Source organism: Gilliamella sp. BG3 (assembly GCF_046635605.1).
GTDB classification, from domain to species: Bacteria; Pseudomonadota; Gammaproteobacteria; order Enterobacterales; family Orbaceae; genus Gilliamella; species Gilliamella bombi.
Map to the genome: position 1 here is coordinate 49,313 of NZ_JBIDFE010000009.1, position 26,157 is coordinate 75,469.

Sequence of the window (26,157 nt, forward strand, 5' to 3'; positions counted from 1 at the left end):
CCAGAATCTGAAGTTAATCTTTCTTTGTTTCTTCATGTTTCAATGTGGACGTTTAATTTTGTTGACTAATTGAAAATAAATATTATAGGAATAGATTAATAAATTAAATTTTCATAAATATTTTTTATTACAATAAAATAAATTATTCAAGTAGTAAATAGTTTTTGATATATAATTTGTTACTTTCAATGAAGCAATGAACCACTATTTATACGAACTAATCCATACTCAAAGAAATATATTATTTCTACAAGGTCCTATTGGTCCTTTTTTTAAAAACGTTGCAGAGTGGTTGAAAAAATCAGGATGTAACGTTTATAAAATAAATTTAAATGGAGGTGATGAGTATTTTTATTCAAAAAATAGTGTTTCTTTCTGTAAATCAGTTGAAGAGTTCCCTCAATTTTTACAAGATTATATCTATCAACATTCTATCGACGCAATTATTGTTTTTGGCGATTGTCGGATATACCACAAAATAGCTAAGTCAATAGTAAATTCTAATCCAAATTTATCATTTTGGGTGTTTGAAGAAGGTTATCTTAGACCGCATTATATTACTTTTGAGAAAGATGGGGTTAATGGTTTTTCTCTCTTACCTAAAAATCATGATTTTTATCAAAATATTGAAATTACCTCTATAGATGATAGTAATGGGAAGTCTCATTATTATTCAATGATTTACTACAGTATTGTTTATTATTTTTTTATGCTATTAAAGAAATATAAATATTCTAATTATATACATCATAGGAAAACATCATTATCTTTTTATGCTTTTCATTGGGCTTTAGCTTTAATTAGAAAATTGAAATCAAAGTTAATAGAGCCTAGATTGATAAAAAATGTTATTGACAATGAATATAAACCATTCTACATTTTTCCTTTACAATGCAATCAAGATTTTCAAATTCAAGAGCATAGCCATTATCACTCTATGAAATCATATATTTTCAGAGTTATACGCTCATTTTCTTTATTTGCTGATGAAAAAAGCTATTTACTAATCAAGCATCATCCGATGGATGAAGGTTTTAATAATTATAACCGACTAATAAAAAAACTGGCTAGTCGTTATGGTGTTAGTAAACGGGTGATATATATCCATGGCGTTCCTATGCCAATTTTACTTAGAAAAGCAATCGGATTGGTAACAGTTAACAGCACTTGTGGACTTTCAGCTTTGATTCATGGATTACCTGTTATTGCTCTCGGTAAAGCACATTATGATATAAAAGGGTTAACTTTTCAAAATGGACTTGACCGTTTTTGGATGGAAGGGCATAAACCCGATACTCAGTTGTTTGAAAGATATCGTAGTTATTTGTGTAATAAGTCCCAAATTAAGGGATCTATTTATTATGCTGACTTTAAGTTAAATATTGAATAGTTTATTCATACGAGAAAACATAAATGAAATATACAGTGGCAAATATCAATGTGGATGGTGATTATTCAGATGATAAAGGAAATTTGATTGTAGCACCAAAAAATTTGCATAATGTAACAGTAAATTTTGTTGGCGATAATAATAAGTTAATTATTGCGGATACAAGTAAAATTCGTAATATTAATTTTGATTTTCCATCGCATAATGCGGTTATCCTAATAGGGAAAAATGGAAACTTATCAGGACAAATAAGAGCAGGCTATTCTTGTCACATTAACATTGGTGATAATGTTACTTGTACAAATAAAATATATATCACATCAGCAGAAAAAACAAAAATCATCATTGGCGATGATTGTATGTTTGCTACAGGTAACCAAATTCGTTCTGATGATGCTCACGCAATTTATGATGTTAATTCAGGAGAACGAGTAAATAAATCTAAAGATATTATTATTGGTGAACATGTATGGTTTGCTTTTAATTCAGTAGTTTTATCTGGAAGTCAAATTGGAGAAGGTTCAGTTGTCGGGTTTGCTAGCATAGTAAAAGGGAAATACCTAAATAATTGTATAATTGTAGGAGCTCCCGCAAGAGCTACTAAATATAACATTGCTTGGGAAAGACCTCATGTAATGCTCAGAGAACCTTGGATTAGAACCCATCAAAATCAAATAAAATCTAAAAAGGAATATTGGAATAAGACAATTGAAAATAAACCCATCTATGTAGGTCAAGGCGTATTTCATAATATACACAAATTAAATCCCTTTGAAGAATCCACTAATAAAACAAAATATCATCCTTATGTTGAATTATATTATATATTTCTTCAGGAAAATAGAATTTATTTAAAGGGAATTGCGGCTATTATTGGAATTCCCTGTCCAGAATATAGTCCAAGTATAAAAAACTTCTTATTATTTATCAATGAAAGTTCATGTCACTCAAAGCAATTAGCAAAATTTTCAGATCCGAATATTAGTAGGAAGTTATTTAATGGTGATTATATTAGTTATGATAAAGCAGGTATGTTCAGTTTTAGAAATGAAGGTTTATCAATTGATGATATTCCTGATGGGACTTATAAATTGAAGATAAAATTAACTTTCAATAAATTAGAATATTATATTGATCTTAAATGTGAGAATTTTAAAGAATCGTTTTATCAAAATGATGAATTAATATTAAAACTATATGTTATTCAAAATATTATTTATTTCGAAAAAACAACCAAAATTCTAATATAATAAATTTATTATCAATATACATTAGATTCATAATATGAGTAAACTTAATAAACTTTTAAAAAAACCAGGAATATTTTTTAGAGATTATTTTATAAAAAAATATCCCTTGTCCTTAGATGAACAAGACCATAATTTATTGCATGAAAATATTCTAATTGAAAATGATTTGAGATTATATGATATTACTGCAAATGAAAGTAATGAACCTGTTGATGTAGTTATTACATGGGTAAATAATAAAGATCCTGATTGGTTAGCAAAGTTTGAATATTATAAAAATCAAAAAATTAATGATATTAATCCTATTTCTGTAGATGATGCGAGATTTGAAGATCATGGGGAGTTATTTTACGTAATTAGAAGTATTCAACTACATATGCCATGGGTAAGAACAATTTTTTTAATTACAGATAATCAAATACCCACCTTTGATCTCCCTAGCAAAGTTAAGATTATTGATCATAGCCAAATTATAGATAAAAAATATCTTCCTACTTTCAATTCCCATGTTATTGAGGCTCATTTACATAATATTCCAGAATTATCTGAAAATTTCATTTACTTTAATGATGATGTATTTGTTGCTAGATATTTACCAAAATCCCACTTTTTGTCAGGAAATAATATATCCTCTCTTTTTTTAAATAAAAGAAATTTAGATGAAATGTTGCAAAAAGGTGTAACAACTCCAACACTAAAAGCTTGTTTTAACTCAAGAAAATTATTACTTAAAAAGTATCAAAAAAATGTATGCATTCCCTTAGCGCATACATATATCCCATTAAAAAAATCTTATTTTACTCTTGCATGGTCACTTTTTAATTTTGAAGTTAACTCTTTTATTAATAATCGATTTAGGGATGATAATGATCTTAATTTAGCCACATTTTTAGTTCCATGGATTATGTATTTTGAACAGCAATCAGTATTAGCGAGAGATATCTGTTATTACTTCAATATCCGATCGAGCTCTGCTAATACTTATTATGATATATTAAGTTATAAAAGCAAAACATCTCCTCATTCTATTTGTGCGAATGATTTTGTGACTACAATAAATACAGAATTACTATACCGGAAGAATTTAATCAAATTTTTAGAATCTTTTTATATGCAGTGATTTTTTTATTAATAACATACCTATTTACTATAATAATATTAGGTTAACTTTTTTGTATTACGATAGGAATTGTACGACTATGTCAATAAGTAAGAAATGGAGAAAATTCAAAAAAAATCCTAAACTTTTTTTTTACGATATGTATCAAAATAGGAGAGAGAATATATTAAAATATTCTCCAAAAAGGATATATAAGACCGAACAAAAATTTACTGTAGTATCTGCAGTCTATGGCGTTGATAAATATTTGAAAGATTATTTTGAAAGCTTAGTAAATCAAACTATTGGATTTGAAACACATATTAATTTAATTTTAGTTGATGATGATTCTCCAGATCAGTCTTCGGAAATAATTCAAGAATGGATAAGAAAATATCCTAATAATATTACTTATATTCATAAAGAAAACGGTGGACAAGCTTCTGCACGTAATTTAGGTATGGATTATGTAAAAACCAAGTGGGTCAGTTTCATTGATCCCGATGACTTTGTTAGTTTGGACTATTTTGAAGAAATAGCTAAGGTAATTGATAAAAATCCTGAAGATATTGGACTAGTTAGTTGTAATTTTATTTTTTATCGTGAAAGTATTGATCAATACAGTGATTCACATCCATTAAAATATCGTTTCACTGAAGGAATTACATATAATTCAAATTTTGATTTTGGTAAAAATATAGTGATGTCTGTTAATTCAGGGGTATTTTCTGCAAAGGTAATCTTTGAAAATGATTTATTTTTTGATCCTAGGCTAAGACCTTCGTTTGAAGATGCTCGCTTTGCTTCAGAATACATATATTATATCAAATCATCAAAAGTGGTTTTTTTACCATCTGCTAGATATTATTACAGGAAAAGAGAAGATAGTTCATCGACTTTAGATACATCATGGAACGATAAACGTAAATTTTTAGATGCTTTAGAATATGGTCCAATTTTTGTTTTGGAATTCTACAAAAAAAAATTACAACAAATACCAGAGTTTATACAAAGACAAGCTTTATATGATTTTGCTTGGATTTGTAGACATTTACTTAATAATCCTAATCCTCTAAATATTCTGAGTAATGATGAAAAAATAAAATTTTATGAAAATGCTGAAAAGATTTTATCCTTTATTGATATTAAAACAATTTTAAATTTTGATTTAGCTGGAATTTGGTTCTTATATAAAGTAGGTTTACTAGGCTCCTTCAAGGGTATAACTGATATAACTCAGATAGCATATATTGAAAAATATGATCAAACTAAAAGAGAAATTTTGATTTCATATCACAGTTATAGAGAAAGTGATATTTCTATATTGTTTGATAATAAAGATACAATACCTAAGTATCAAAAAAAGAAAAAACATACATTTGGCGATAAATATTTTGTAACAACGTATAAATTATGGATTAGTTTACCAGATAATTTTAGCAAATTTGAAATCAAATTTAATGGTGTTCATTCAAAAATTTTTATTAAAGGAACTTTTTTTTATACAGGAGTTTCTAATCAAAAAATGATGGAACATTTAAGTCATTTTGTTCAAAAAAATAAAAAGGATCATTGGATTCTTATGGATAGAGATACTAAAGCGGATGATAATGCAGAACATTTGTATAGATATATTAGATCTCAACACCCTGAGCAAGAAATTTATTATGTATTGTCAAATAAATCTCATGATTGGAATCGTTTAAAAAAAGATAATTTTAATTTGTTAAATTTTGGATCATTTGAACATAAAAAATTATTAAAAACAGCGTCAAAAGTGATTAGTAGCCATATTGATAAATATGTCAATGATTATTTTTCTGATGGCTTAATGTTAAAGCAACAATTTATATTTTTACAACATGGTGTTATTAAAGACGATTTATCAAATTGGATCAATACAAAGAAAAATATAAGTTTGATGATCACTAGTACCGAAGCAGAGTTTAACTCCATTGCATTTGATAATAAATATTATTTAACTAATAAGGAAGTGATATTAACAGGTTTAGCTAGGCATGATGCTTTGTTTTCGCAAAAAAACAAATTTGGATCTAATAATAAGACTATTTTAATAATGCCAACATGGCGTGATTCTATTTTACCGAAAGCGAAAACAGATTGTTCTGAGCGAGATATAAACCCTGATTTTATAACTACAGATTATGCTATACATTGGCGAAGTTTTTTACATAACGAAGTATTGAAAAAAATAACAAATGAAGGAATAAAAGTTATTTTTGCTCTTCATAAAAACATAGAACCATATTTAGATGATTTTAATATTCCATCTTATATTGAGCAATGGCACTCTGACAGCTGTAGTATTCAAGAATTATTTTTGAAATCCACACTCCTTATAACTGACTATTCATCGGTAGCGTTTGATATGGCATATTTAGAAAAACAAATCATATATTATCAATTTGATGAGCATGATTTCTTTTCAGGTAAACATACTTTTTCAAAAGGTTATTTTGATTATAGACAACATGGTTTTGGTCCTGTAGTTACTACAGAGGATGATTTAAATAATACTTTAAAAACTATTATCAAAAATGGTTTTACTATTGAAGAACCATTTTTATCAAGAATTAAGAATGTTTACCCTTATAGAGATGGACTATGCTGTAAAAGAACTTTTGATGCTATCCAAGCGTTGGATAAAAAATCTGAAAGCCCAGAAATAATTAATTTTACAGTTTTAGCTGATTTTATGTTAAGAGCGTACGAAGAGCAAAATTGGCCAATAGCAATTCAGCGAGCAAAATTGTTGTTATCAGGTAATAAAGAACAAGTAGAACTTGCCCAACTTGTATTATCTGAGGCAAGTTATTATCTGAGAAAACCTTCAGTATTTCTTAATAATGTTAATAAGAATAGTATTAAAAATAATAAAATTGATGCATTTCTTTTTATGGCACAGGAAGAGTGGAAAAATGCTTATAAAAGTTGGAGTAAAGTAATAAATAAATCAAGCTCCGATTTATTTTATCAGCTAATATGTTGTTGCCACTATTTAACCAACAGTAGTTATGCTGTTACAGTTAAAAATGAGTATTTGCAAAACTTTAATAATGATAAAAAAATGTTATATTTAATCAATGCATTAATATTCATATCTAATAAAAACTGGAATGGGGCTATAGAACAATTAAATCTTTTACTTAAGAGTAATGTAACTAAATCCTTTTTGAGGAAATATTTTCCTGAATTAATTTTGGCAGATGTATATATAAAAATTAATAAACTAGATAACTGTCAAAAACAATTAGCTAATTTTGAAAAACATACTACTGATAATTTTGAATATAAGTTACAAAAAGTTAAACTAGATTTAGCTAAAAAAGAATATTACAACGTAATTTCCTATTTAAAAAAAACATTTAAAAATAATTTTATGATAATTCCTAATTCAGCTTTAATTAATTATATTGAAGCTTTAAAAATGTCGGCAAATTGGGAAGAAATTATAGCTTTCTCTAAAGCGTTATTGAAGAAAGATGGATATTGGAAAATTATAGCACAGCAAATGTTAGCTGAAGCAAGCTATAGAACATATAAAATATCTTTATTTACTAATAATATAAAGGAAAAAATTGAGGATATTAAAGATGAAAAAACCAAAGCATTTCTTTTTATGACACAAGAAAAATGGAATGAAGCTTATCAATGTTGGGAAAAAATTACTAATAAAAAAGCAATAAACCTCTTTTATCAGCTAATTTGTTGTTATAATCTTCAGGATTCTTCTTATGCAATAAAAATTAGTTCAAATTATTTAAAAAACGAATTATTTGAACAAAAAGAATTATATATGTTAAATGGGCTTGTATATATTACGCAACAAAAATGGGAAAAAGCGATTTCCCAATTTAATCATTTAATAAATTCCAATACATGCAAATATTTTTTAAGAAAATATTTACCTCAATTAATTTTGGCTAATATTTTTCGTAATTTAGGAGAATACCAAAAATCAAATAAATTATTAATTGAATTTGAACAACATACTCCAAATGATGTGGAGAATCATATACAAATGGCAAAGCTAGCTCTCTCTCAGAAGGATCACCAGAAAGTTATAAGTTTACTGAATAGGTTATTTGATAATAATTATCAGTCAATGCCACCATCAGTTTTAGCTGATTATATTCAAGGTTTGACTATGTTTGTAAATAATGAAATAGCTAATTTAGAAAAGATCATTAAATTTGCGGACAATAAAAAATAACTTATTTTTAAAAGGCAACCTATTTATTAATAGATAGGTTGCTAATAAATATTACTTATTGATTATTAGTTTCATTAACACCAATAAAAAAGGACACTTTCATGATGCGAATTGGATTATTTATTCTAACTAACTTAGCCGTTATGTTTGTATTTGGAATCATTTTAAGTATTTTAGGCGTTGATGCGCATAGTACTTTAGGATTACTTATATTTGCAGCAATCTTCGGTTTTGGAGGATCTTTTATATCTCTTCTATTATCTAAGAGAATGGCTTTGAGGTCAGTAGGGGGACAAATCATTACTCAACCTAGTAATAGTCAAGAACAATGGTTACTTGATGTTGTTCGTCGATTGTCAACGGAACTTAATATAAAAATGCCAGATGTTGCCATCTATCATGCTCAAGATGTTAATGCTTTTGCAACCGGCGCAACTAAAAATAGTTCTCTTGTTGCAGTAAGTTCTGGTTTATTAAGTACTATGACTCAAGATGAAGCTGAAGCAGTAATCGGTCATGAAATGAGTCATGTTGCTAATGGTGATATGGTCACAATGACTTTATTACAAGGAGTTCTTAATACTTTTGTTATTTTTATTTCAAGAATGTTAGCATCCGTTGTAGCTCAAGCATTGGATGATCGTAATCGTGGTTTATCACAGTTAACCTATTTCTTGATAGTTATGGTTTTTGAAACCGTATTTGGTATTTTAGCAAGCCTTATAGCTATGTGGTTTTCTCGTTATCGAGAATTTCACGCTGATGCTGGTTCGGCTAAATTAGTAGGCAGTACAAAGATGATTGCCGCGTTAGAAAAACTAAAAACTAGCCATGAACCAAGTGAAGATACTTCAATTTTAGCATTCTGCATTAATGGAGCTAAAAAAGCAAAATTTTCTGAATTGTTTATGTCTCATCCGCCATTAGAAAAACGTATAGAAGCTTTAAGGAATGAAACTTATCGCAACTAAGGCTAGATGATCTATATCAAATTTATATTCAAACACATACTTTCCTGAAAGTTTTTTACAAGTATTATTAATTTTATAATAATGCTTGTAAAATAAAAACCAAATTATTCACTAGTTAGATTTTCAAAGAGTTTATAATGTCAAATCTTGTCACCAATAATAAATTAGAATTGCTTAGTCCCGCTAAAAATATTGAGATTGCACAACAGGCTATTTTACATGGCGCAGATGCCGTATACATTGGCGGGCCAAATTTTGGTGCTAGGCATAATGCTGGTAATTCGGTTAGTGATATTGCCCAGTTAGTTGAATTTGCTCATCATTATTATGCAAAAGTATTTGTAACCTTAAATACCATTCTTCACGATAATGAACTTGAACCAGCAAGACAACTTATATGGCAATTTTATGACGCAGGTGTTGATGCATTAATTGTGCAAGATATGGGCATTTTGAGAATGGATATTCCTCCTATTGATTTACATGCTAGCACTCAAATGGATATAAGGACACCTGAAAAAGCCAAATTTTTATCTGATGTTGGTTTTTCACAAATAGTATTAGCTCGTGAGCTTAATTTAACTGAGATAGCTAAAATTCATGAGCAAATTGATGCAAAAATAGAATTTTTTATACATGGTGCGCTTTGTGTGGCATTTTCAGGACAGTGTTATATCTCACATGCACAGACAGGGCGTAGTGCAAATCGAGGAGATTGCTCCCAAGCTTGTCGACTTCCTTTTACCTTAAAAGATGATCAAGGGCGCATTGTTGCTTATGAAAAACATTTATTATCAATGAAAGATAATAACCAATCAGATAATTTGAACGAATTAATTCAAGCAGGTGTACGCTCCTTTAAAATAGAAGGACGTTATAAAGATCTAAGTTATGTTAAAAACATTACAGCCTTTTATCGTCAAAAATTAGATACTATTTTGTCAAATTCGTCTAATTTACAATCAGCATCAAGTGGTCGAACTGAGCACTTTTTTATACCAGATCCTCACCAAACATTTCATCGAGGAAGTACAGATTATTTTGTACATGGAAGAAAATCCAATATAGGTGCATTCGATTCACCTAAATTCATTGGTTTGCAAATTGGTGAGATAACTCAAATTACACCTAAAACTATCGATATTAAATCTGAGAAAATATTAACTAATGGAGATGGCTTAAATGTACTAATAAAACGAGAGATCTTTGGGTTTAGAGCTGATAAGGTGGAGAAACTTTCGGCTAATCAATATCGAATTTATCCAAATGAAATTCCTAAGCCGCTTTTTTCAGTTAAATTACCTTATATAGTGAATCGAAATCTTGATCATGTGTGGCAACAAAATTTATTGAAAGCATCAAGTAATCGCAGAATTGGTGTGTCACTTAAACTATATAATATTGAAAAAGGTATAGAGCTAATTGCAAAAAGCGAAGAGGGCGTTTGTGTCAAGGTAGAACTTAATGGGGAATTCGAACTTGCGGAACAACCAGATAAATCATTAAAAAATATTAGAGATAATTTATCTAAATTAGGAAAAACTATATATTATCTTACTGATTTTGATTTAAATTTATCAAAAATTTATTTTTTTCCAAGTAGTCAACTAAATCAGCTTCGAAGGGATACTATTAATAAATTGACTGCTAAAAGATTAACAAGTTATTGTCGCCAAAAACGTAAACCAGAACAAAACCCAGTTCCGTTTTATCCTGAAAATCATTTGAGCTTTTTGGCAAATGTTTATAATCATAAAGCAAGAGAATTTTATACACAACATGGAGTTGAATTAATTGAAAGTGCCTATGAAGCACATGAAGTTAAAAACGATGCGCCCTTAATGATAACCAAACATTGTTTACGGTTTGCGTTTAATCTATGTCCAAAACAAGCAAAAGGAATTCAAGGTGTTAAAACTAAAGTTACGCCAATGAAATTAATTCAAAATAATGAAGAATTATTGTTAAAGTTCAATTGTAAAGCTTGCGAAATGCAAGTATGGGGTAAAATAAAAAAACACATTTTAAAAATGCCACTTCCTGGAAGTGAGATTATATTTATGGCAAAAAAATAAGGTATTTAAAAATGGTGGTTTAAGTTCATAATACCAAATATTATTTAACATAATATACATTATGCGAACCACGATAAACGTACGTAAAACTAGACGATGAAACCTGTATAAATCATGACCTCAATTTAAAAAAACACGATTTACCAGTAAAATGTTAAATTAATCAATCTACTAACAAATTAACAAAAAATAAATAATCATTAAAATCAATATGTTACAATAATGTATATTATGTTAAATAATGTTTTTTAACGAATAAATATAAATATTAATTAATGAGCAATTGTTGTTTTATTATAAAATATGCTACTCTAATAAATTAATAAATTTTAATTATTTCCTTTCGTTAATATGCAAAATATTTTTAAGACATTACGTTCAAAAAGTTATTCCGTTCCATGTGAATTATGTAGTATGGGATCTTTCTGCATTCCCATGTTGCTTAACAATAAATTAAACAGTATATTAGAAAGAAAAATATCTTATGCTAAAAATGAAATCCTAGCAAAATCTAATACGCCCTTTACTAAATTTTATATTATTCATTCGGGTGCATTAAAAACTTTTGTTACAACTTCTGATAATCATCAACGAGTTAATGGCTTTTATTTACCAGGAGATATTGTTGGTTTAGATTCAATTGCAACTCAAGTGTATAATAATAATATTCAAGCTCTTAGTAATACATTGGTTTGTGAGCTTTATTATGATGAGCTGATGTCGTTAGTTGATACTCAAAAAAATATTAGAGACCTTGTGTTTAATTTGTTAAGCTCTGATATTTATAATTACCAAAAATTAGTATTATGCTATTCTCAAAAAAAGGCTGATGAACGAGTAGCAACTTTTATTTATTCACTTTATCAGCGTTATGAAAAGAAAGGTCATTCTTCATTGAATATTAAGCTCATGATGAGCCGAGCCGATATCGCTAATTATTTAGGTTTAACAATTGAAACAGTTAGCAGAAATTTATCAAAGTTGCAAGAACAAAATATTTTATTAGCTAGAGGAAAATATTTATTTATCAAAAATTTAAACGGTTTAATAGATTTAGGTAATTAGATTTATTTATGTTAAAATAATCAGAATAAATTTTGTAAGGTCTTAATATATGGCAAGTTTAAAGAACACGCTTATTGTAGTTGCTATGTCCCTAACCTCTTTTTCTTCGTTTGCTGCTCAACAATTAACGGAGCAACAAGCTAAAGGTTTACAGTCATTTAAAAGTATAACTATCCGCGGAGCTTTTTATACTGATAGTGATTATATCATGGCAATGTCGAGAGCTGCGGATAAAGAAGGAGCTGCTTCCTTTTATATAACCACAACTAATATCAGTCCTTCTAATGATACTTTAAGGATTGTGTATGCGAAATTATATAAAGCCGATGCTCCTAAAGCAGAAGAACAAGCTGAAAGCCTTCGCAAGTTTGAAGGTATTTATGAATATCCAAAATCTAAAGCCATACGTTTAGAGCCTTTCAACATTGTGCGTATTCGTGGTTATTTTCCTAGTGAATATGATATTAACCAAGCAATTGCTAGAGAAGCATCAGCAAAAGGTGCTTATGCTTATTATATTGATTCACGTAGTGAATTAGGTAGTAATATACAAGTTGCTGCTTATTTGTTTAAGAAAGATGCACCTGAACGTAAACTTCAACCTGAGGATGCAATTCCATATGACTCTGAAGCTGGTCAACAAGCTCTTGCACAAGGTGGTGATGCGGCTATGCAGGTAGAAAAACCTGGCTATTATTCTTCTTCAGCTTTTAATGAAAAATTTTATGCCGATAAATTTAATAATAAAGTAAAAGTCATTAATCAAGCCACACAAAAAGCAACAACTTCTGCAACAACTAATGCTTCTGCATCTCAAGTTACGACGATAACAACTGAGCCACAACGCATTACACGTTACACTGTCACTCTACCCGATGGACGAAAGATCCAAGAATTGAATGATGCAACTGCAGCAAAAATGGTTGCGTTTGATACAATTAAATTCAGAGGTTACTATGTAACTGATCAGGAAATTTCTTATCAAGCGGGTAAACGAGCTATTGATGCTGGGGCCAAGTATTATCATATTGCTAGAATTGCCCATGATTCAAATGGTCCAAATATAACTGTTTTTGTAGATCTGTATCGATAGTTTATATAGACAATCGGGCGCATAAGCGCCCTATTTTTTTGTATGAAGCTATAGTTGTGATTTAACTACATCAATTTGCTGCTTGATGCGTTTTGCTGAAATTGGATATGATGTACCAAGCTGTTGCGCAAATAAATTTACTCTTAATTCTTCAATCATCCAACGGATATCTGTCACTTTAGTGTCCGATCGTTGATTGTTTGGTAAACTATTAATCCAATTATCATACTGATTCTGAACATCTTCTATAATACTCATTGATTGCCTATCTCTTGCCATATTTTGAAATAATTTTTCAATTCTTTTCTCAATTGCCGATAAATATCGAGAGATATCATTCAATCTTCTATAACTTGATTGAGTAACAAATCCTTTATAAACTAATCTATTAAGTTGATGTTTGATATCTGACAAGGCAAATGCTAAAGATAAATCAACGCGCCCTTTTAACTTTTTATTAATGCTAAAATGCAAAGTTAGTATTGATTCGACTTGCTTAGCAATATCAACAACTATTTCATTAATATGAGTTTTAGTATAATCAAGTAATTGCTGATAATCATCAGTTGAATGTATTGCTTTATTATTTGTTTCAATTAAATAATCAATACCACAAGCGATACAATCATCAATAAGCATTAACACGTTACCAAACGAATTAAAATATAAACTTAATTTCGATTTATTGGGTAATTTTTCATGTAAATACTTGATTGGAGAAGGAATATTAAGCATTAATAAGCGTCTTAAACCTAATTTATTTAATCTTTGTTGCTCTGATTGATTATCAACTAACTTTATACTTACGGAATTTTGATTATCAATAATAGCTGGATAAGCCTTAACAGTATAGTTTTTTTGTTTTTCTTCATAAACATCAGGAAGTTTTCCAAATGTCCAATCTGTCAAATTATTTTGCTCAATTGAGTTATCTTTTTTATTAATAGTAATAGATGATAAAGCTTGTTGAAGTTGAGTTTTGAGTTGCTGTTTTAGCATATCAAGATCTTTACTTGAAGCAATTTCCTTATGATTACTATCAATAATACTAAAATTCATTTTTAAATGTTCAGGGACTTGCTCTAATTGCCAATTTTCTGATGTAATTTTCACACCAGTCATTTTATGAAATTCATTTTCTAAGCATTCAAGAAGCGGTTTTTCTGTAGTATCTACCCTATCTAAAAATGCATCTGCATAATTTGGTGCAGGGACAAGGTTTCGTCGTAAAGATTTAGGCAATGATTTGATTAATGCAATTATTAAATCTTTTCTAAAACCTGGCACTTGCCAATCGAATCCCTTGTTTTTAATTTGGTTTAAGATATCAAGTGGAATTTTTATAGTGACGCCGTCACGGTTATGACCAATATCAAAGTGATAACTAAGTGCTAGCTTAAAATGATCTTGATACCAGAAATCAGGAAAATCATTTAAGTTAATTAATTGTGCTGATTGCCTGATCAGCATCTCTTTTTGTACATTAAGATAATCAGGATCAGATTTTTGTTTCTGCATCCACCATTTATCAAAATGTTTAGATGAAATAACGGATTTATCTATGCGTTTATCATAGAAATCAAATAATTCATCATCATCAATTAAAATATTCTGACGACGTGATTTATGTTCTAAATCTTCAACTTCATTAATCAATTTTTGATTTTGCTTGTAAAATTTATGACTTGTGAACCAATCACCTTCAACTAATGCATGTCGAATAAACAGAGTGCGACTTAGAATAGGATCAATTTTGCTGTAATTTACTATTCTATTAGTAACAATTGGTAACCCAAATAAAGTTACTTTTTCGTTTGCTATTGTTGTGCCCTGCTTTTTAGACCACCTAGGTTCGTTATAGTCATATTTCACTAAATGTTTAGCTATAGGTTCAATCCATTCAGCTTCAATTTTTGCTGCTGTTCTTCCCCATAATCTATTTGTTTCAACAAGTTCACTAGCAATACACCATTTGGGTTGGTTTTTGAAAAGTGCTGAATTAGGAAAAATTGCAAATTTTATATTACGTGCACCTATATACTCACGCTTTTCAAGCTCTTTCATTCCAATATGAGATAGTAAACCGCTTAGTAACGAGATATGTAATGAATTATAATCAGCCTCTTTACTATTAATCGGAAACGCTAATTGCTTAATTGTTTGTCTAATTTGCGTATAGACATCTTGCCATTCACGGATTCGAAGATAATTTAAAAACTCTTTTTGGCATAATCGTCTAAATTGATTCCCTGATAATACGTTCTGCTGTTCTTTAATGTAGTTCCATAAATTAATTAAAGAAATAAAATCTGACTCTTTATCAACAAAACGACGATGTTTCTCATCAGAAGCTTGCTGTTTATCATAAGGTCTTTCTCTTGGATCTTGAATCGATAAAGCAGCAGTAATTATCATTATTTCTTTAATGCACCCTAGGCGCCTTGCTTCAACCAGCATCCTAGCTAATCTTGGATCAATTGGTAATTGTGCTAAAATTTTACCTATTTCAGTTAAATGATATCTATTCTGTATGGTATGAATTGCCCCAAGTTCCTCTAATAAGCGAAGTCCATCACGAATATATTTTGAATTAGGTTTTTCAACAAAAGGAAAAGCGGCAATATCTCCTAAGCCTAATGATGTCATTTGTAATATTACTGAAGCTAAATTGGTCCGTAATATTTCGGGTTCGGTAAATTTGGGGCGAGATAAAAAATCTTGTTCATCATATAAACGTATGCAGATACCATTAGATGTTCGTCCACAACGTCCTTTACGCTGATTGGCAGAGGCTTGTGATATTGGTTCAATAGGTAAACGTTGAACTTTAGTTCGGTAACTATAACGACTAATTCTGGCTAACCCCGAATCGATCACATATTTAATACCCGGAACGGTTAACGATGTTTCTGCCACATTAGTAGCAAGGACAATTCGACGTTTAGTATGTGATTGAAAAATTCGATTTTGTTCTGATGCTGATAACCTTGCATATAATGGCAAAATATCCGTATGACGGAGTTCTAACTTATTAAGTGTATCGGCAAGATCTCGAATTTCTCGTTCTCCTGTTAAAAAGATTAATATATCCCCAAGACTTTCAGTTGATAATTCATCAATGGCATCTATAATCGGTTGAAAATCAAAACTTTTATCATTATTATCATCTTCTTTCAGGATTAGGGGACGATATCTAACCTCGACTGGATAGGTACGACCCGATACTTCAATAATTGGAGCCTCATTGAAGTGTTTAGAAAAACGTTCCACATCAATAGTCGCTGATGTTATTATGACTTTTAAGTCTGGACGTTTAGATAATAACTGCTTAAGATAGCCTAAAATAAAATCAATATTCAAACTGCGTTCATGTGCTTCGTCAATAATAATAGTATCATATTGTAGTAAGAATTTATCTTTCTGAATTTCAGCAAGCAATATTCCGTCAGTCATTAATTTAATCAGAGTTGTGTCATTGACATGATCAGAAAATCTGACTTTAAAACCAACTAACTGCCCTATCTCTGTTTTTAGCTCTTCAGCGATACGATTAGCTACTGAACGTGCTGCTAATCGTCTTGGTTGGGTATGACCAATATAGCCTTTGACACCTAAGCCTAATTCTAAACAGATTTTGGGAATCTGTGTTGTTTTTCCCGAGCCAGTTTCACCTGCAACTATAACTACTTGATTATTTTTAATAGCATCATAAATTTCTTGTTTTTTTTCAGTCACAGGCAAATTTTTGGGAAAAATAATATTTTTCGGTAACGACTCTAGTCTGCTTTGATAATGTAAGTTAGCATTTTGTATGGCGGAATCTATATCAGCTATAGTTTGACTTTTCTTAGCTAATTTGATTATTTTATGCTTATTTAAGAAAGTCATTGAATCAAGATTTTTTAATTGCTGTTGAGATAGCATAGCGTTTCAGATATTTCAATTATAGTTACATTAATGCACGATTATAACAAATTTAACCTATTATTAGGAGTTCAAATGAAAAAAACGTTTTTGTTAACTGCTCTATTTATGGCTTTACTGGCTTTATCAGGATGTAATGACTCAAGTACTTTACAAGAGACCGACCTCATGCACCACCGTTTTGTACTCACTAAAGTAAATGGTCAAGATATTCCGTTAGATGATCAAGCAGAGCTTATATTTGGGGAAAATATGACAATTACAGGTAAAATGTGTAACCATTTTTCTGGTAAAGTTACTTTAGACAACGGTAGCATAAAAGGTAGTGGAATTGTGATGACTAAAATGCTTTGTAATGATGATCAATTAAATCAATTAGATTATATTATTGAGAACTTAATTACTGAAGGTACAAAAATCAATTTAAAAAATAATCAACTAACCTTGAAAAATAACAATAATGAACTAATTTATCAACTTAAAGACTTAATGTAAGCCAAATGTTTAGTTGCTATAATTTAGTATGTTATTATAAATAACAAAATATATTAAAGATAAAATACTTTATTTAAAATACTGTTAAGAATATAATAAGAAGAATTTTAAAGGGTTTAACTTATTGATGAAATTATTATATTCTTCAAAGATTTTATGTGATTTTGGTAGCCATATTGAGCTACAAATACCTTTTTTAACCAATAAAACTACCAATGCTTTGCCATTGGTTTTTTTTTGCAAAAAGTTGGTTTATCGAATTTTTTAAATTGAATTAAAACATTAACCTTAACATTAAATAAATTACTAAGTAGATACTATTATGAAAAAGACAAAAATTGTTTGTACGATCGGACCAAAATCTGAATCAAAAGAAATGTTAGCAAAATTATTAAATGCAGGCATGAATGTTATGCGTTTAAATTTTTCGCATGGTGATTACGAAGAACATGGCAACCGTATCAAAAATTTACGTGAAGTAATGCAAGAAACTGGTTTAAAAGCAGCTATTATGCTAGACACCAAAGGCCCTGAAATTCGCACTATTAAATTAGAAGGCGGTAATGATGTATCCCTAGTTGCAGGTCAAACATTCACGTTTACTACAGACAAAAATGTTATCGGAAACAAAGACCGTGTAGCCGTAACTTACGATGGTTTTGCGCATGACCTTAAACCAGGTAATCGTGTTTTAGTTGATGATGGCTTAATTGCTATGGACGTTAAAGAAATTAAAGGTAATGAGGTTATTTGTACTGTTTTAAATAACGGTGAACTCGGTGAAAATAAAGGTATTAATTTACCTGGCGTTTCAATTAAATTGCCAGCACTAGCAGAAAAAGATAAAAATGACCTGATTTTTGGTTGTGAACAAGGTGTTGACTTTATTGCTGCATCATTCATTCGGAAACGTTCTGATGTAGATGATATTCGTACTCACTTAAAAGCTCATGGTGGTGAAAACATTAAAATTATATCTAAAATTGAAAACCAAGAAGGTTTAGATAATTTTGATGAAATTCTTGATGCTTCTGACGGTATTATGGTTGCACGTGGTGATTTAGGGGTTGAGATCGCTGTTGAAGAAGTTATTTTTGCTCAAAAAATGATGATCAAAAAATGTAATAAAGCATCTAAACCAGTCATAACAGCAACACAAATGCTTGATTCAATGATTAAAAACCCACGTCCAACTCGTGCGGAAGCTGGTGATGTAGCTAATGCAATTATTGATGGTACAGATGCAGTTATGCTTTCGGGTGAAAGTGCTAAAGGTAAATATCCGCTCGAAACTGTGAATGTTATGGCAACTATCTGTAACCGAACTGATAGCATAATTCCAGCATCGTTAGAATTGACATCAAAAGAAGAAAAGTTGAGTATAACTTCAGCTGTTTGCTGTGGTGCTGTAGAAATTGCTGAGCGTTTAAATGCTCCATTAATTGTTGTAGCAACTCGTAGCGGTAAATCAGCTAGGGAAGTTCGTCATTATTTTCCTAGAGCTCGTATTTTAGCATTATCTTCAAGTCAAAAGACAGTTAATCAGTTAGCCGTGACAAAAGGTGTAGAGCCTATTTTAATTGATTCAATTAACTCAACTGACGATTTTTATCGTTTAGGTAAAGAGATGGCTGTGAAAGTATGCGGTTTACAACAAGGTGATATCATTGTAATGGTATCTGGTGCTTTAGTACCAAGTGGAACTACTAACACAACATCTGTTCACCGTATTTAAAACGGCATACTTATTATTTGTCCTGAAATAAAAAAGTTAGCTACATGCTAGCTTTTTTTTTTACATAAGATATCCTGTATAAAATACTATTAATAGAATTTGAAAGATTAAAATGATTGAAGAAAAAGTATATTTACCTAAGGAACTAAGTTGGTTATCTTTCAATCAGCGAGTTTTACAAGAAGCTGCTGATAAAAGTAATCCACTTATAGAGAGGATACATTTTTTAGGTATATACTCAAGTAATCTTGATGAATTTTATAAAGTACAGTTTGCCAACTTAAAAAAATATGTACTTATTGAACAAGAACAAGCCAACTCATCTTCTAACTCTAAAAACTTATTACGCCAAGTAAACCAAAAAGTTATTCAACTAGAATTACAGTTTGACCAGCTTTATAATGAACTATTATTAGAAATGGCGAGAAATCAAATCTTTTTGATTAACGAAAGACAACTTTCTTCTTATCAAGAAGGTTGGATAAAAAACTATTATAAACAAAATCTTAGACAATATATTACCCCTATTTTACTCGATAGTCATACCGAACTTATTCAATTTTTAAAAGATGATCATGCCTATTTGGCTGTAGAAATTATTTGTGAAGATAAAACCAATTATGCGTTACTTGAGTTACCGACGGATAATATTTCTCGTTTTGTTTTATTACCGTCAGAAGTTTCAACTAAAAATAAATCGATCATTTTTTTGGATAACATATTACGTTACTGTTTACCCGATATTTTTAAAGTGTTTTTTGATGCCAAAGAATTAAATGCCTATTCTATTAATATTAATAGAGATGCTGAATACGAATTAAACACAGAATTAGACAGTTTGCTTGAACTTATGTCACAAGGTTTAAAACAACGTTTGACTGCTCAGCCAGTTCGTTTTACTTATCAAAAAGATATGCCAAAAGCATTATTTGAGTTATTGATTAATAAATTGTTATTAACTGAACAAGACGCAATGCCAAGTGGACGCTATCCTAATTTTAAAGATCTTGTGAAATTTCCTGATTTTGGTCAAAAAAAGCTATTAAATAAAAAAATTCCAAGCCTAAGCTATAATCGATTTAAACAATTTCGTAATTCGTTTGATGCGATTAAAGATCGAGATGTATTGCTTTATTATCCCTATTACTCTTTTGGACATGTATTAGAGATTATGCGCCAAGCTTCGTTTGATCCATCTGTTACGCATATTCGCATGAATATCTACAGAGTTGCAAAAGATTCCCGCTTTATTCATGCGGCCATTAATGCTGCCAATAATGGTAAAAAGGTCACTGTAGTTGTTGAATTGCAAGCAAGGTTTGATGAAGAGGCAAATATAAAATGGGCAAAACGATTAATTAGTAGTGGAATTAAAGTTATCTATTCACAACCAAAACTAAAGATCCACGCTAAATTATTTTTGATCGATCGTAAAGAGAATAACGAAATTGTTCGTTACGCCCATATTGGTTCAGGTAATTTTAATGAAAGGACTGCAAGAATTTATACCGATTTTTCGTTATTAACTGCAGATCCTGTAATTACAGATGAAGTTAAAAATGTATTTAATTTCATTGAAAACCCATTTAAACCAGTTTCATTCCATCATTTACTTGTGTCTCCACAAAATACCCGATTGAGATTTTATGAATTTATCCAACAAGAAATAAATAATGCTAAAGCAGGTAAAGTAGCTGGTATCTATTTAAAACTCAATGCAATAACCGATAAAGATATGATAGACCAATTATACCGTGCATCTTGTGCAGGTGTAAAAATTAGAATTGTAGTAAGAGGAACTTGTGTCTTGATACCCAAAATTCCTAATTTAAGCGAAAATATTACTGTCACAAGTATTGTTGATCAGTTTTTAGAACATGCTCGTGTGTATATTTTTGAAAATGATGGGAAAAAAGATACTTATATTTCTTCTGCTGATTGGATGCCTCGTAACCTAGATAATCGTATTGAAGTAGGTGTAAAAATCTTCGATCCAATAATAAAATCAACTATCCATAATATTTTTAATATTCAATGCAATGATAATGTAAAGGCTCGTATTATTGATAAAGATGCAACTAATAATTATGTACAAAGAGGTAATAAGAAAAAAATTAGAGCACAATATGCCATTTATGATTATTTGAATCAGTTAGAAACGGTTGAATAAGGGATTTAAAGTGAATAAATTCAATGAATATGCGGTAGTTGATCTTGGTTCAAATAGTTTTCACATGGTTATTGCTCGTATTATAGATGGTGCTATACAGATCATTTATAAAAATAAAAAAAATATTCATCTTGCCACAGGGCTTAATGCTAATAACCATCTAAGTGAATCAAGCATTATGCGAGGTCTGGAATGTCTTACACTATTTTCCGAAAGATTAATTGGCTTTCCTCCCGAAAATGTTCGTGTTGTAGCAACTCATACATTACGGGTTGCAAAAAATAGATATAAATTTTTAATGGCTGCGGCTAAAGTATTTCCATTTCCTATAGAAATCATATCGGGACAAGAAGAAGCACGTCTTATTTATTTAGGTACTATGACATCAGAACCAACATCGTCAAATGATACTAAATTTGTAATAGATATCGGTGGAGGATCTACAGAAATTGCAATAGGTAGAGGAAATGATCTAAAACCGTTGATTGTTGCTAGTCGCCCTATGGGATGCATAACTTATGCTAAACAGTTTTTTCATGAAAAAAAAATTAACGCTATTTCATTCGAACAAGCAAAGCTTGCCGCCGAACAACAAATTGAAAGCTTGATTAATATTATAAAAAAACAAAATATTACTGTTGCATTTGGTACATCGGGAACCATCAAGTCTATTTATCGTATCTTATTAGATATTGGGGTTTGTGATGGAATTATTACCCAAAAAAGGCTCGATGATTTAATTAGTTATGTTTTAGAATTCAACTCTTTTCAAGATATTGACTACCCTTCACTTTCTAGTGAAAGAAAAAGTGTATTTGTCAGCGGGCTAGCTATATTTAGTGGGGTTTTTAACGCATTTGGGTTAAATACTTTACAATTTAGCCCATGCGCATTACGTGAAGGGGTGCTTTATGAGTTGGTTGGAGGTCTTAATTTCCGAGATATTAGACAAAATACCGCGCAAACTCTTTCTGAACATTACAATATAGACCAACGCCATGCTACGCAAGTTGTTAAAACTGCAAAATATTTATTTTCTCAATGGCAACAACAAGCACCAACATCTATTCCGGCAAGCCTTGAATCTATTTTATATTGGGCTGCTTTGTTACATGAGGTAGGGTTAAAAATTAACTTTTCTTCAGTTCATAAACATTCAAGCTATATTTTACAAAATAGTAATTTACCCGGATTTAACGAAGAACAGCAATTACTTTTGTCTACTCTTGTACGTTACCATAGAAAGACTATCAATATAGATACACTACCCTATTTTAGTTTGTTCGAATACAAACATATAATACCGCTAATGCAAATCCTAAGATTATCTATACTCATCAATAATCAGCGAAATACAGAAATTAATTTACAAGCATTTCGTTTAAAATTAATAAAAAATAAACTAACTAAAGTGACTATAGAAATTAATCGGGAATTTGTTGAAAATAATAAATTGATATTATTTGATTTAGAACAAGAAAAAAAATATTGGAAAGAAATTGAGGATTGGAAACTATCGATTGTAGTCTGTTAATTATAAAAGCCCCTGTAAATCAATTTATATGTAGAAAAAAACGTGTTGTTTACACTTCATAGTAAACTAAACCCACCCTAAATTTTGTATATTTGTAAGTTTGTAACTATTGTGAATACCTCAAACTTAGTACAAGATTCAAGTATAAAATATGGTAATACTGTGTGAGGTTGATAATAGTAGACACAACGACTTAATTACACAATGTGACAGCTAATGGCAATTGAGATTAATTTAGTGGCTTGTAGCTCTCTTGCCCATGTTTTTCGTTGCATTGTGGGCACTACAGCTTTTATGATTTCTTCCTGAGGCTGCGATTTTAGATTTAACTCGGCAAGCATTTGTTACTATAGAGAATTTTCTACTTTCTTGCTGTACTATTTTAAGGGATAGTTACAGTTACGGCTTTTGTTTTTCGTTGAAATAATTTCCTAATACCTCAAATTGATTTTTAATTTATTTGCTTTATAATTGGCAAATCTTAAACAACCATAATAAATAAAGGAAATAAAATGAAGAAGACATTAATTGCACTAACAACTTTTGCTTGTTTTTCAAATTTTGCTTATGCTGAAACAAATGAACTTTACCTAGGAGGTCAATTAGGAGCTTCTATAATAAAAGTGAAAAATATTAAGGATACCTTACATTATAATCACGGCGGTGTTATCAACGATGGTATTTTTGACTCAATGCATAAAACTAAATTAGCAGGTGCTTTAAATTTAGGTTACAACTTTTCTAATTATGATATTCCTGCACGTGTAGAATTATCTCTTACCTTACGTGGCAATACAGATAAAAAAGAAAATAGATACACTGATTATGAAGAATATCGTCTTCGTACTACTCAAAAAGTCAAAGCCCGCATGAATACATTAATGTTAAATGGTTATTATGATATTGATATTGACTCACCAATTACTCCATTTATTGGTGCGGGATTTGGTGTTGCCTTCACTAAACTAGAAAATAGCCATAAGGAAAAATATAACGTTTCTGTTGATGGTGTTGATTATGAACGTTCATTATCAAAAACAAAAACAAAGTTTGCATGGAATGTTGCTGCTGGCGTAGCTTATAAGTTGAATAATAATATGGTTGTTGATTTCACTGCTCGTTATGTGGATGCAGGTAAAGTAAACATCAAAAAACATAATGAATACTATCGAACTAATGCTAGTGCTGAGCTAAGTTCAATTGATTTATTAGCTGGTGTTCGCTATAGCTTCTAATTAATAAACTAAAAAAACAATGGCTCTTTTTAGTTTAGTTACCAATATTATCGCTACATTTCTTGCTACTGTTAATATGTAGAAAAAAACTGGGTTATTTACACTTCATGGTTAAGTAACCACTCCAAAACCCCATAAGGCGTTTTTTCTAAAATCACCTTATGGGGGTTAACAAAATTATAATAATTAATCAATTAAGACTTAGTCTTCACCTTTTGAATCACTATATACTTGTTGATTATGCCGTATTTTAATCCAAAGTTGGTATTACTCTTTTTACTTTTCCATTCGTTTGTAAGCAGCAAGTTTAGTTGATTTTTGAAATACGGTGGTTATTATTACTGTAAACAACCCGAGTAATTCCAGCATGGCTTGCCAAAGAAACGTGTAATTGATAATAAAAGCTCTCATCTAAAATTAAATGAGAGCATTTATATTTAGCTTTTAATTAAGCAACACCTGGAATGGTGAAGTCCATAATAAGCAATAAGGTTGGTAAAATGAAGATAGATAAAACTGTTGATGCAAAGAAAATGCTTGATGCTTGTTCTTGCTCAACATTCCAATTGTAAGCCAAAATAACCGCTGTTGATGCCGTTGGCATTGCCAATAAGAAAACTAATTCTTCTGCTTCCATACCTGTTATGCCAAATAGATATACGGAAATAAGTGCAACAATTGGTGTAATAAAACTTTTCAACACAACATTAATCATTAATGGTTTAGATAATTTCAATTTAACACCATGAATACCAACACCGACCGCAATAAGTGAAATGAAGTTACAGGCATTTGACATAATATCAAAAGTGTTAAACACAAAATGTGGTAGCCATTTAGTTCCATCGGTAACGCTCACAATTAACCCTAAAATAACGGCTAAAAACATTGGCTTCATAAGTGAATTTTTTACTGCACTAAAGATCATACCACCGGTGACTTTACCACCAGACAATTTAGTATCACAAAGTTCTAATAAAAATATTGTCATTGGAATCAATGATAATGCAACAACAAAATTAGCAATCGCAACGGAAATAGTTGATGCGGCTCCTAACATTAACGTCAAGAAAGGAACACCCATCCCGCCCATGTTTGGAAAACAGCATAGCATTGCATTCATAGCTGTTGACTTTAACTCTTTATGCAAAATGTATTTATTGGTTAAAAAACAAATTATCCATAAAAATGACATAGTACAGAAAAATGCAATCATCCAAATGCCATTGAATATTTGCGATGGCTTAGCATGAGACGTATGCACAAAAAGTAAAGCAGGAAAGACAAAGTTTGATACCAGTCCTGATAATAATTTTTTAGAATCCTTCGAAAAGATCCCTTGCTGCACACATAACCAACCAAGAAAAATTAACAAAAAAACCGGAAGACAAGAACTAACAACTTGCCCAACTGCTGACCAGATCAGATTCATTTTTTAAAACTCCTAAAATAATATTACTAAAAATACAAATTCGGTAAATGGTCGGTAACTTCAGATTAGATATTATATTTATAGACCTAGCTAAAATAAGTGGGTAACAAAATCAAATATATTTATTACATGTAAAACGATATTTTTCGTTGTTGAAACTTGATATTATTAAATGCGATTTCGCACTCATTATGTTTAATTAAAGACATTCTTTAATGAAAACCTTTGTTATATTCAAATGTAAAATATAGTAACTTAGGTATTATTATACTTATTCTTTTCGATCTTGTGTAAATCAAGATCTACTAACTGTCTTAAAAACTCAAAAAAACATTAAAACTTTGCTCTAAGCTTGTTAATAATAGAGTTTTATTTCTTTAAAAAACAATCAATAAGAAAATATAAAACATGAGTGTTAAATTATAGTAAAAATTAATATTGCACTAAAATTTCTT

General features: G+C 29.9%; 16 protein-coding genes. 13 read left to right on the top strand and 3 right to left on the bottom strand.

Features of this window, described 5'->3' with window-relative positions:
- The first annotated feature begins 196 nt into the window (after positions 1–196).
- The 8 genes from ACGH6S_RS05810 to ACGH6S_RS05845 all read left to right on the top strand — a co-directional run bounded on the left by ACGH6S_RS05810 (position 197) and on the right by ACGH6S_RS05845 (position 13,177).
- On the top strand, positions 197–1,390 hold the full coding sequence (locus tag ACGH6S_RS05810; protein ID WP_174798275.1) for a capsule biosynthesis protein: 1,194 nt from the start codon (positions 197–199) through the stop codon (positions 1,388–1,390).
- Between the two features lie 23 nt (positions 1,391–1,413).
- Positions 1,414–2,640 (top strand): acyltransferase, encoded by a 1,227-nt coding sequence (locus tag ACGH6S_RS05815; RefSeq protein ID WP_174798276.1) that lies wholly within the window; start codon positions 1,414–1,416, stop codon positions 2,638–2,640.
- 34 nt (positions 2,641–2,674) lie between these two features.
- Entirely contained in the window at positions 2,675–3,760 is a 1,086-nt protein-coding gene (locus tag ACGH6S_RS05820; protein WP_174798277.1) for a stealth family protein, read from the top strand.
- A gap of 79 nt (positions 3,761–3,839) precedes the next feature.
- Positions 3,840–7,973, top strand: coding sequence for a CDP-glycerol glycerophosphotransferase family protein (locus ACGH6S_RS05825; RefSeq protein WP_174798278.1), 4,134 nt, complete (start codon positions 3,840–3,842; stop codon positions 7,971–7,973).
- 101 nt (positions 7,974–8,074) lie between these two features.
- On the top strand, positions 8,075–8,944 hold the full coding sequence (gene htpX, locus ACGH6S_RS05830; RefSeq protein WP_174798279.1) for a protease HtpX: 870 nt from the start codon (positions 8,075–8,077) through the stop codon (positions 8,942–8,944).
- A 137-nt stretch (positions 8,945–9,081) separates the two neighbouring features.
- The gene (locus tag ACGH6S_RS05835; protein ID WP_296301619.1) at positions 9,082–11,019 is read left to right on the top strand and encodes a peptidase U32 family protein; all 1,938 of its coding nucleotides are present in this window, start codon (positions 9,082–9,084) and stop codon (positions 11,017–11,019) included.
- Between the two features lie 351 nt (positions 11,020–11,370).
- Positions 11,371–12,084, top strand: a complete 714-nt coding sequence (locus tag ACGH6S_RS05840) for a helix-turn-helix domain-containing protein (protein WP_238786377.1) — start codon at positions 11,371–11,373, stop codon at positions 12,082–12,084.
- A gap of 49 nt (positions 12,085–12,133) precedes the next feature.
- Entirely contained in the window at positions 12,134–13,177 is a 1,044-nt protein-coding gene (locus ACGH6S_RS05845) for a YdgH/BhsA/McbA-like domain containing protein (RefSeq protein WP_174798282.1), read from the top strand.
- A gap of 48 nt (positions 13,178–13,225) precedes the next feature.
- On the opposite strand, the gene hrpA is transcribed toward ACGH6S_RS05845, so the two are convergent.
- A complete protein-coding gene (hrpA, locus tag ACGH6S_RS05850; protein WP_174798339.1) occupies positions 13,226–17,065 on the bottom strand; it encodes an ATP-dependent RNA helicase HrpA in 3,840 nt (1,279 codons plus the stop codon).
- 111 nt (positions 17,066–17,176) lie between these two features.
- On the opposite strand from hrpA, the gene ACGH6S_RS05855 reads away from it, so the two are divergent.
- The 4 genes from ACGH6S_RS05855 to ACGH6S_RS05870 all read left to right on the top strand — a co-directional run bounded on the left by ACGH6S_RS05855 (position 17,177) and on the right by ACGH6S_RS05870 (position 23,035).
- Positions 17,177–17,596: an META domain-containing protein gene (locus ACGH6S_RS05855; RefSeq protein WP_065590958.1), complete on the top strand. Its 420-nt coding sequence runs from the start codon at positions 17,177–17,179 to the stop codon at positions 17,594–17,596.
- A 322-nt stretch (positions 17,597–17,918) separates the two neighbouring features.
- On the top strand, positions 17,919–19,331 hold the full coding sequence (gene pykF / locus ACGH6S_RS05860; protein ID WP_174798283.1) for a pyruvate kinase PykF: 1,413 nt from the start codon (positions 17,919–17,921) through the stop codon (positions 19,329–19,331).
- Positions 19,332–19,443: 112 nt separating this feature from the next.
- A complete protein-coding gene (ppk1, locus tag ACGH6S_RS05865) occupies positions 19,444–21,501 on the top strand; it encodes a polyphosphate kinase 1 (RefSeq protein ID WP_296301616.1) in 2,058 nt (685 codons plus the stop codon).
- Between the two features lie 10 nt (positions 21,502–21,511).
- Entirely contained in the window at positions 21,512–23,035 is a 1,524-nt protein-coding gene (locus ACGH6S_RS05870) for an exopolyphosphatase (protein ID WP_202983904.1), read from the top strand.
- A 197-nt stretch (positions 23,036–23,232) separates the two neighbouring features.
- On the opposite strand, the gene ACGH6S_RS05875 is transcribed toward ACGH6S_RS05870, so the two are convergent.
- On the bottom strand, positions 23,233–23,376 hold the full coding sequence (locus ACGH6S_RS05875) for a hypothetical protein (protein WP_238786378.1): 144 nt from the start codon (positions 23,374–23,376) through the stop codon (positions 23,233–23,235).
- Between the two features lie 171 nt (positions 23,377–23,547).
- Between ACGH6S_RS05875 and ACGH6S_RS05880 the strand changes: the two genes are divergently transcribed.
- Positions 23,548–24,270: an outer membrane protein gene (locus ACGH6S_RS05880; protein WP_174798285.1), complete on the top strand. Its 723-nt coding sequence runs from the start codon at positions 23,548–23,550 to the stop codon at positions 24,268–24,270.
- A gap of 448 nt (positions 24,271–24,718) precedes the next feature.
- Here ACGH6S_RS05880 and ACGH6S_RS05885 read toward each other — a convergent pair whose 3' ends face one another.
- Positions 24,719–25,702, bottom strand: a complete 984-nt coding sequence (locus ACGH6S_RS05885; RefSeq protein ID WP_065590963.1) for an AEC family transporter — start codon at positions 25,700–25,702, stop codon at positions 24,719–24,721.
- Positions 25,703–26,157 lie beyond the last annotated feature (455 nt).

Bases quoted from the DNA above. Each gene is read 5' to 3' on its own strand.
- ACGH6S_RS05880 (WP_174798285.1), top strand. From the start codon at position 23,548: ATGAAGAAGACATTAATTGCACTAACAACTTTTGCTTGTTTTTCAAAT.
- ACGH6S_RS05885 (WP_065590963.1), bottom strand. From the start codon at position 25,702: ATGAATCTGATCTGGTCAGCAGTTGGGCAAGTTGTTAGTTCTTGTCTT.
- ACGH6S_RS05825 (WP_174798278.1), top strand. From the start codon at position 3,840: ATGTCAATAAGTAAGAAATGGAGAAAATTCAAAAAAAATCCTAAACTT.
- ACGH6S_RS05810 (WP_174798275.1), top strand. From the start codon at position 197: ATGAACCACTATTTATACGAACTAATCCATACTCAAAGAAATATATTA.
- ACGH6S_RS05840 (WP_238786377.1), top strand. From the start codon at position 11,371: ATGCAAAATATTTTTAAGACATTACGTTCAAAAAGTTATTCCGTTCCA.
- ACGH6S_RS05820 (WP_174798277.1), top strand. From the start codon at position 2,675: ATGAGTAAACTTAATAAACTTTTAAAAAAACCAGGAATATTTTTTAGA.
- ACGH6S_RS05815 (WP_174798276.1), top strand. From the start codon at position 1,414: ATGAAATATACAGTGGCAAATATCAATGTGGATGGTGATTATTCAGAT.
- htpX (WP_174798279.1), top strand. From the start codon at position 8,075: ATGATGCGAATTGGATTATTTATTCTAACTAACTTAGCCGTTATGTTT.
- pykF (WP_174798283.1), top strand. From the start codon at position 17,919: ATGAAAAAGACAAAAATTGTTTGTACGATCGGACCAAAATCTGAATCA.
- ACGH6S_RS05835 (WP_296301619.1), top strand. From the start codon at position 9,082: ATGTCAAATCTTGTCACCAATAATAAATTAGAATTGCTTAGTCCCGCT.
- ACGH6S_RS05845 (WP_174798282.1), top strand. From the start codon at position 12,134: ATGGCAAGTTTAAAGAACACGCTTATTGTAGTTGCTATGTCCCTAACC.
- ACGH6S_RS05875 (WP_238786378.1), bottom strand. From the start codon at position 23,376: ATGCTTGCCGAGTTAAATCTAAAATCGCAGCCTCAGGAAGAAATCATA.
- hrpA (WP_174798339.1), bottom strand. From the start codon at position 17,065: ATGACTTTCTTAAATAAGCATAAAATAATCAAATTAGCTAAGAAAAGT.
- ppk1 (WP_296301616.1), top strand. From the start codon at position 19,444: ATGATTGAAGAAAAAGTATATTTACCTAAGGAACTAAGTTGGTTATCT.
- ACGH6S_RS05855 (WP_065590958.1), top strand. From the start codon at position 17,177: ATGAAAAAAACGTTTTTGTTAACTGCTCTATTTATGGCTTTACTGGCT.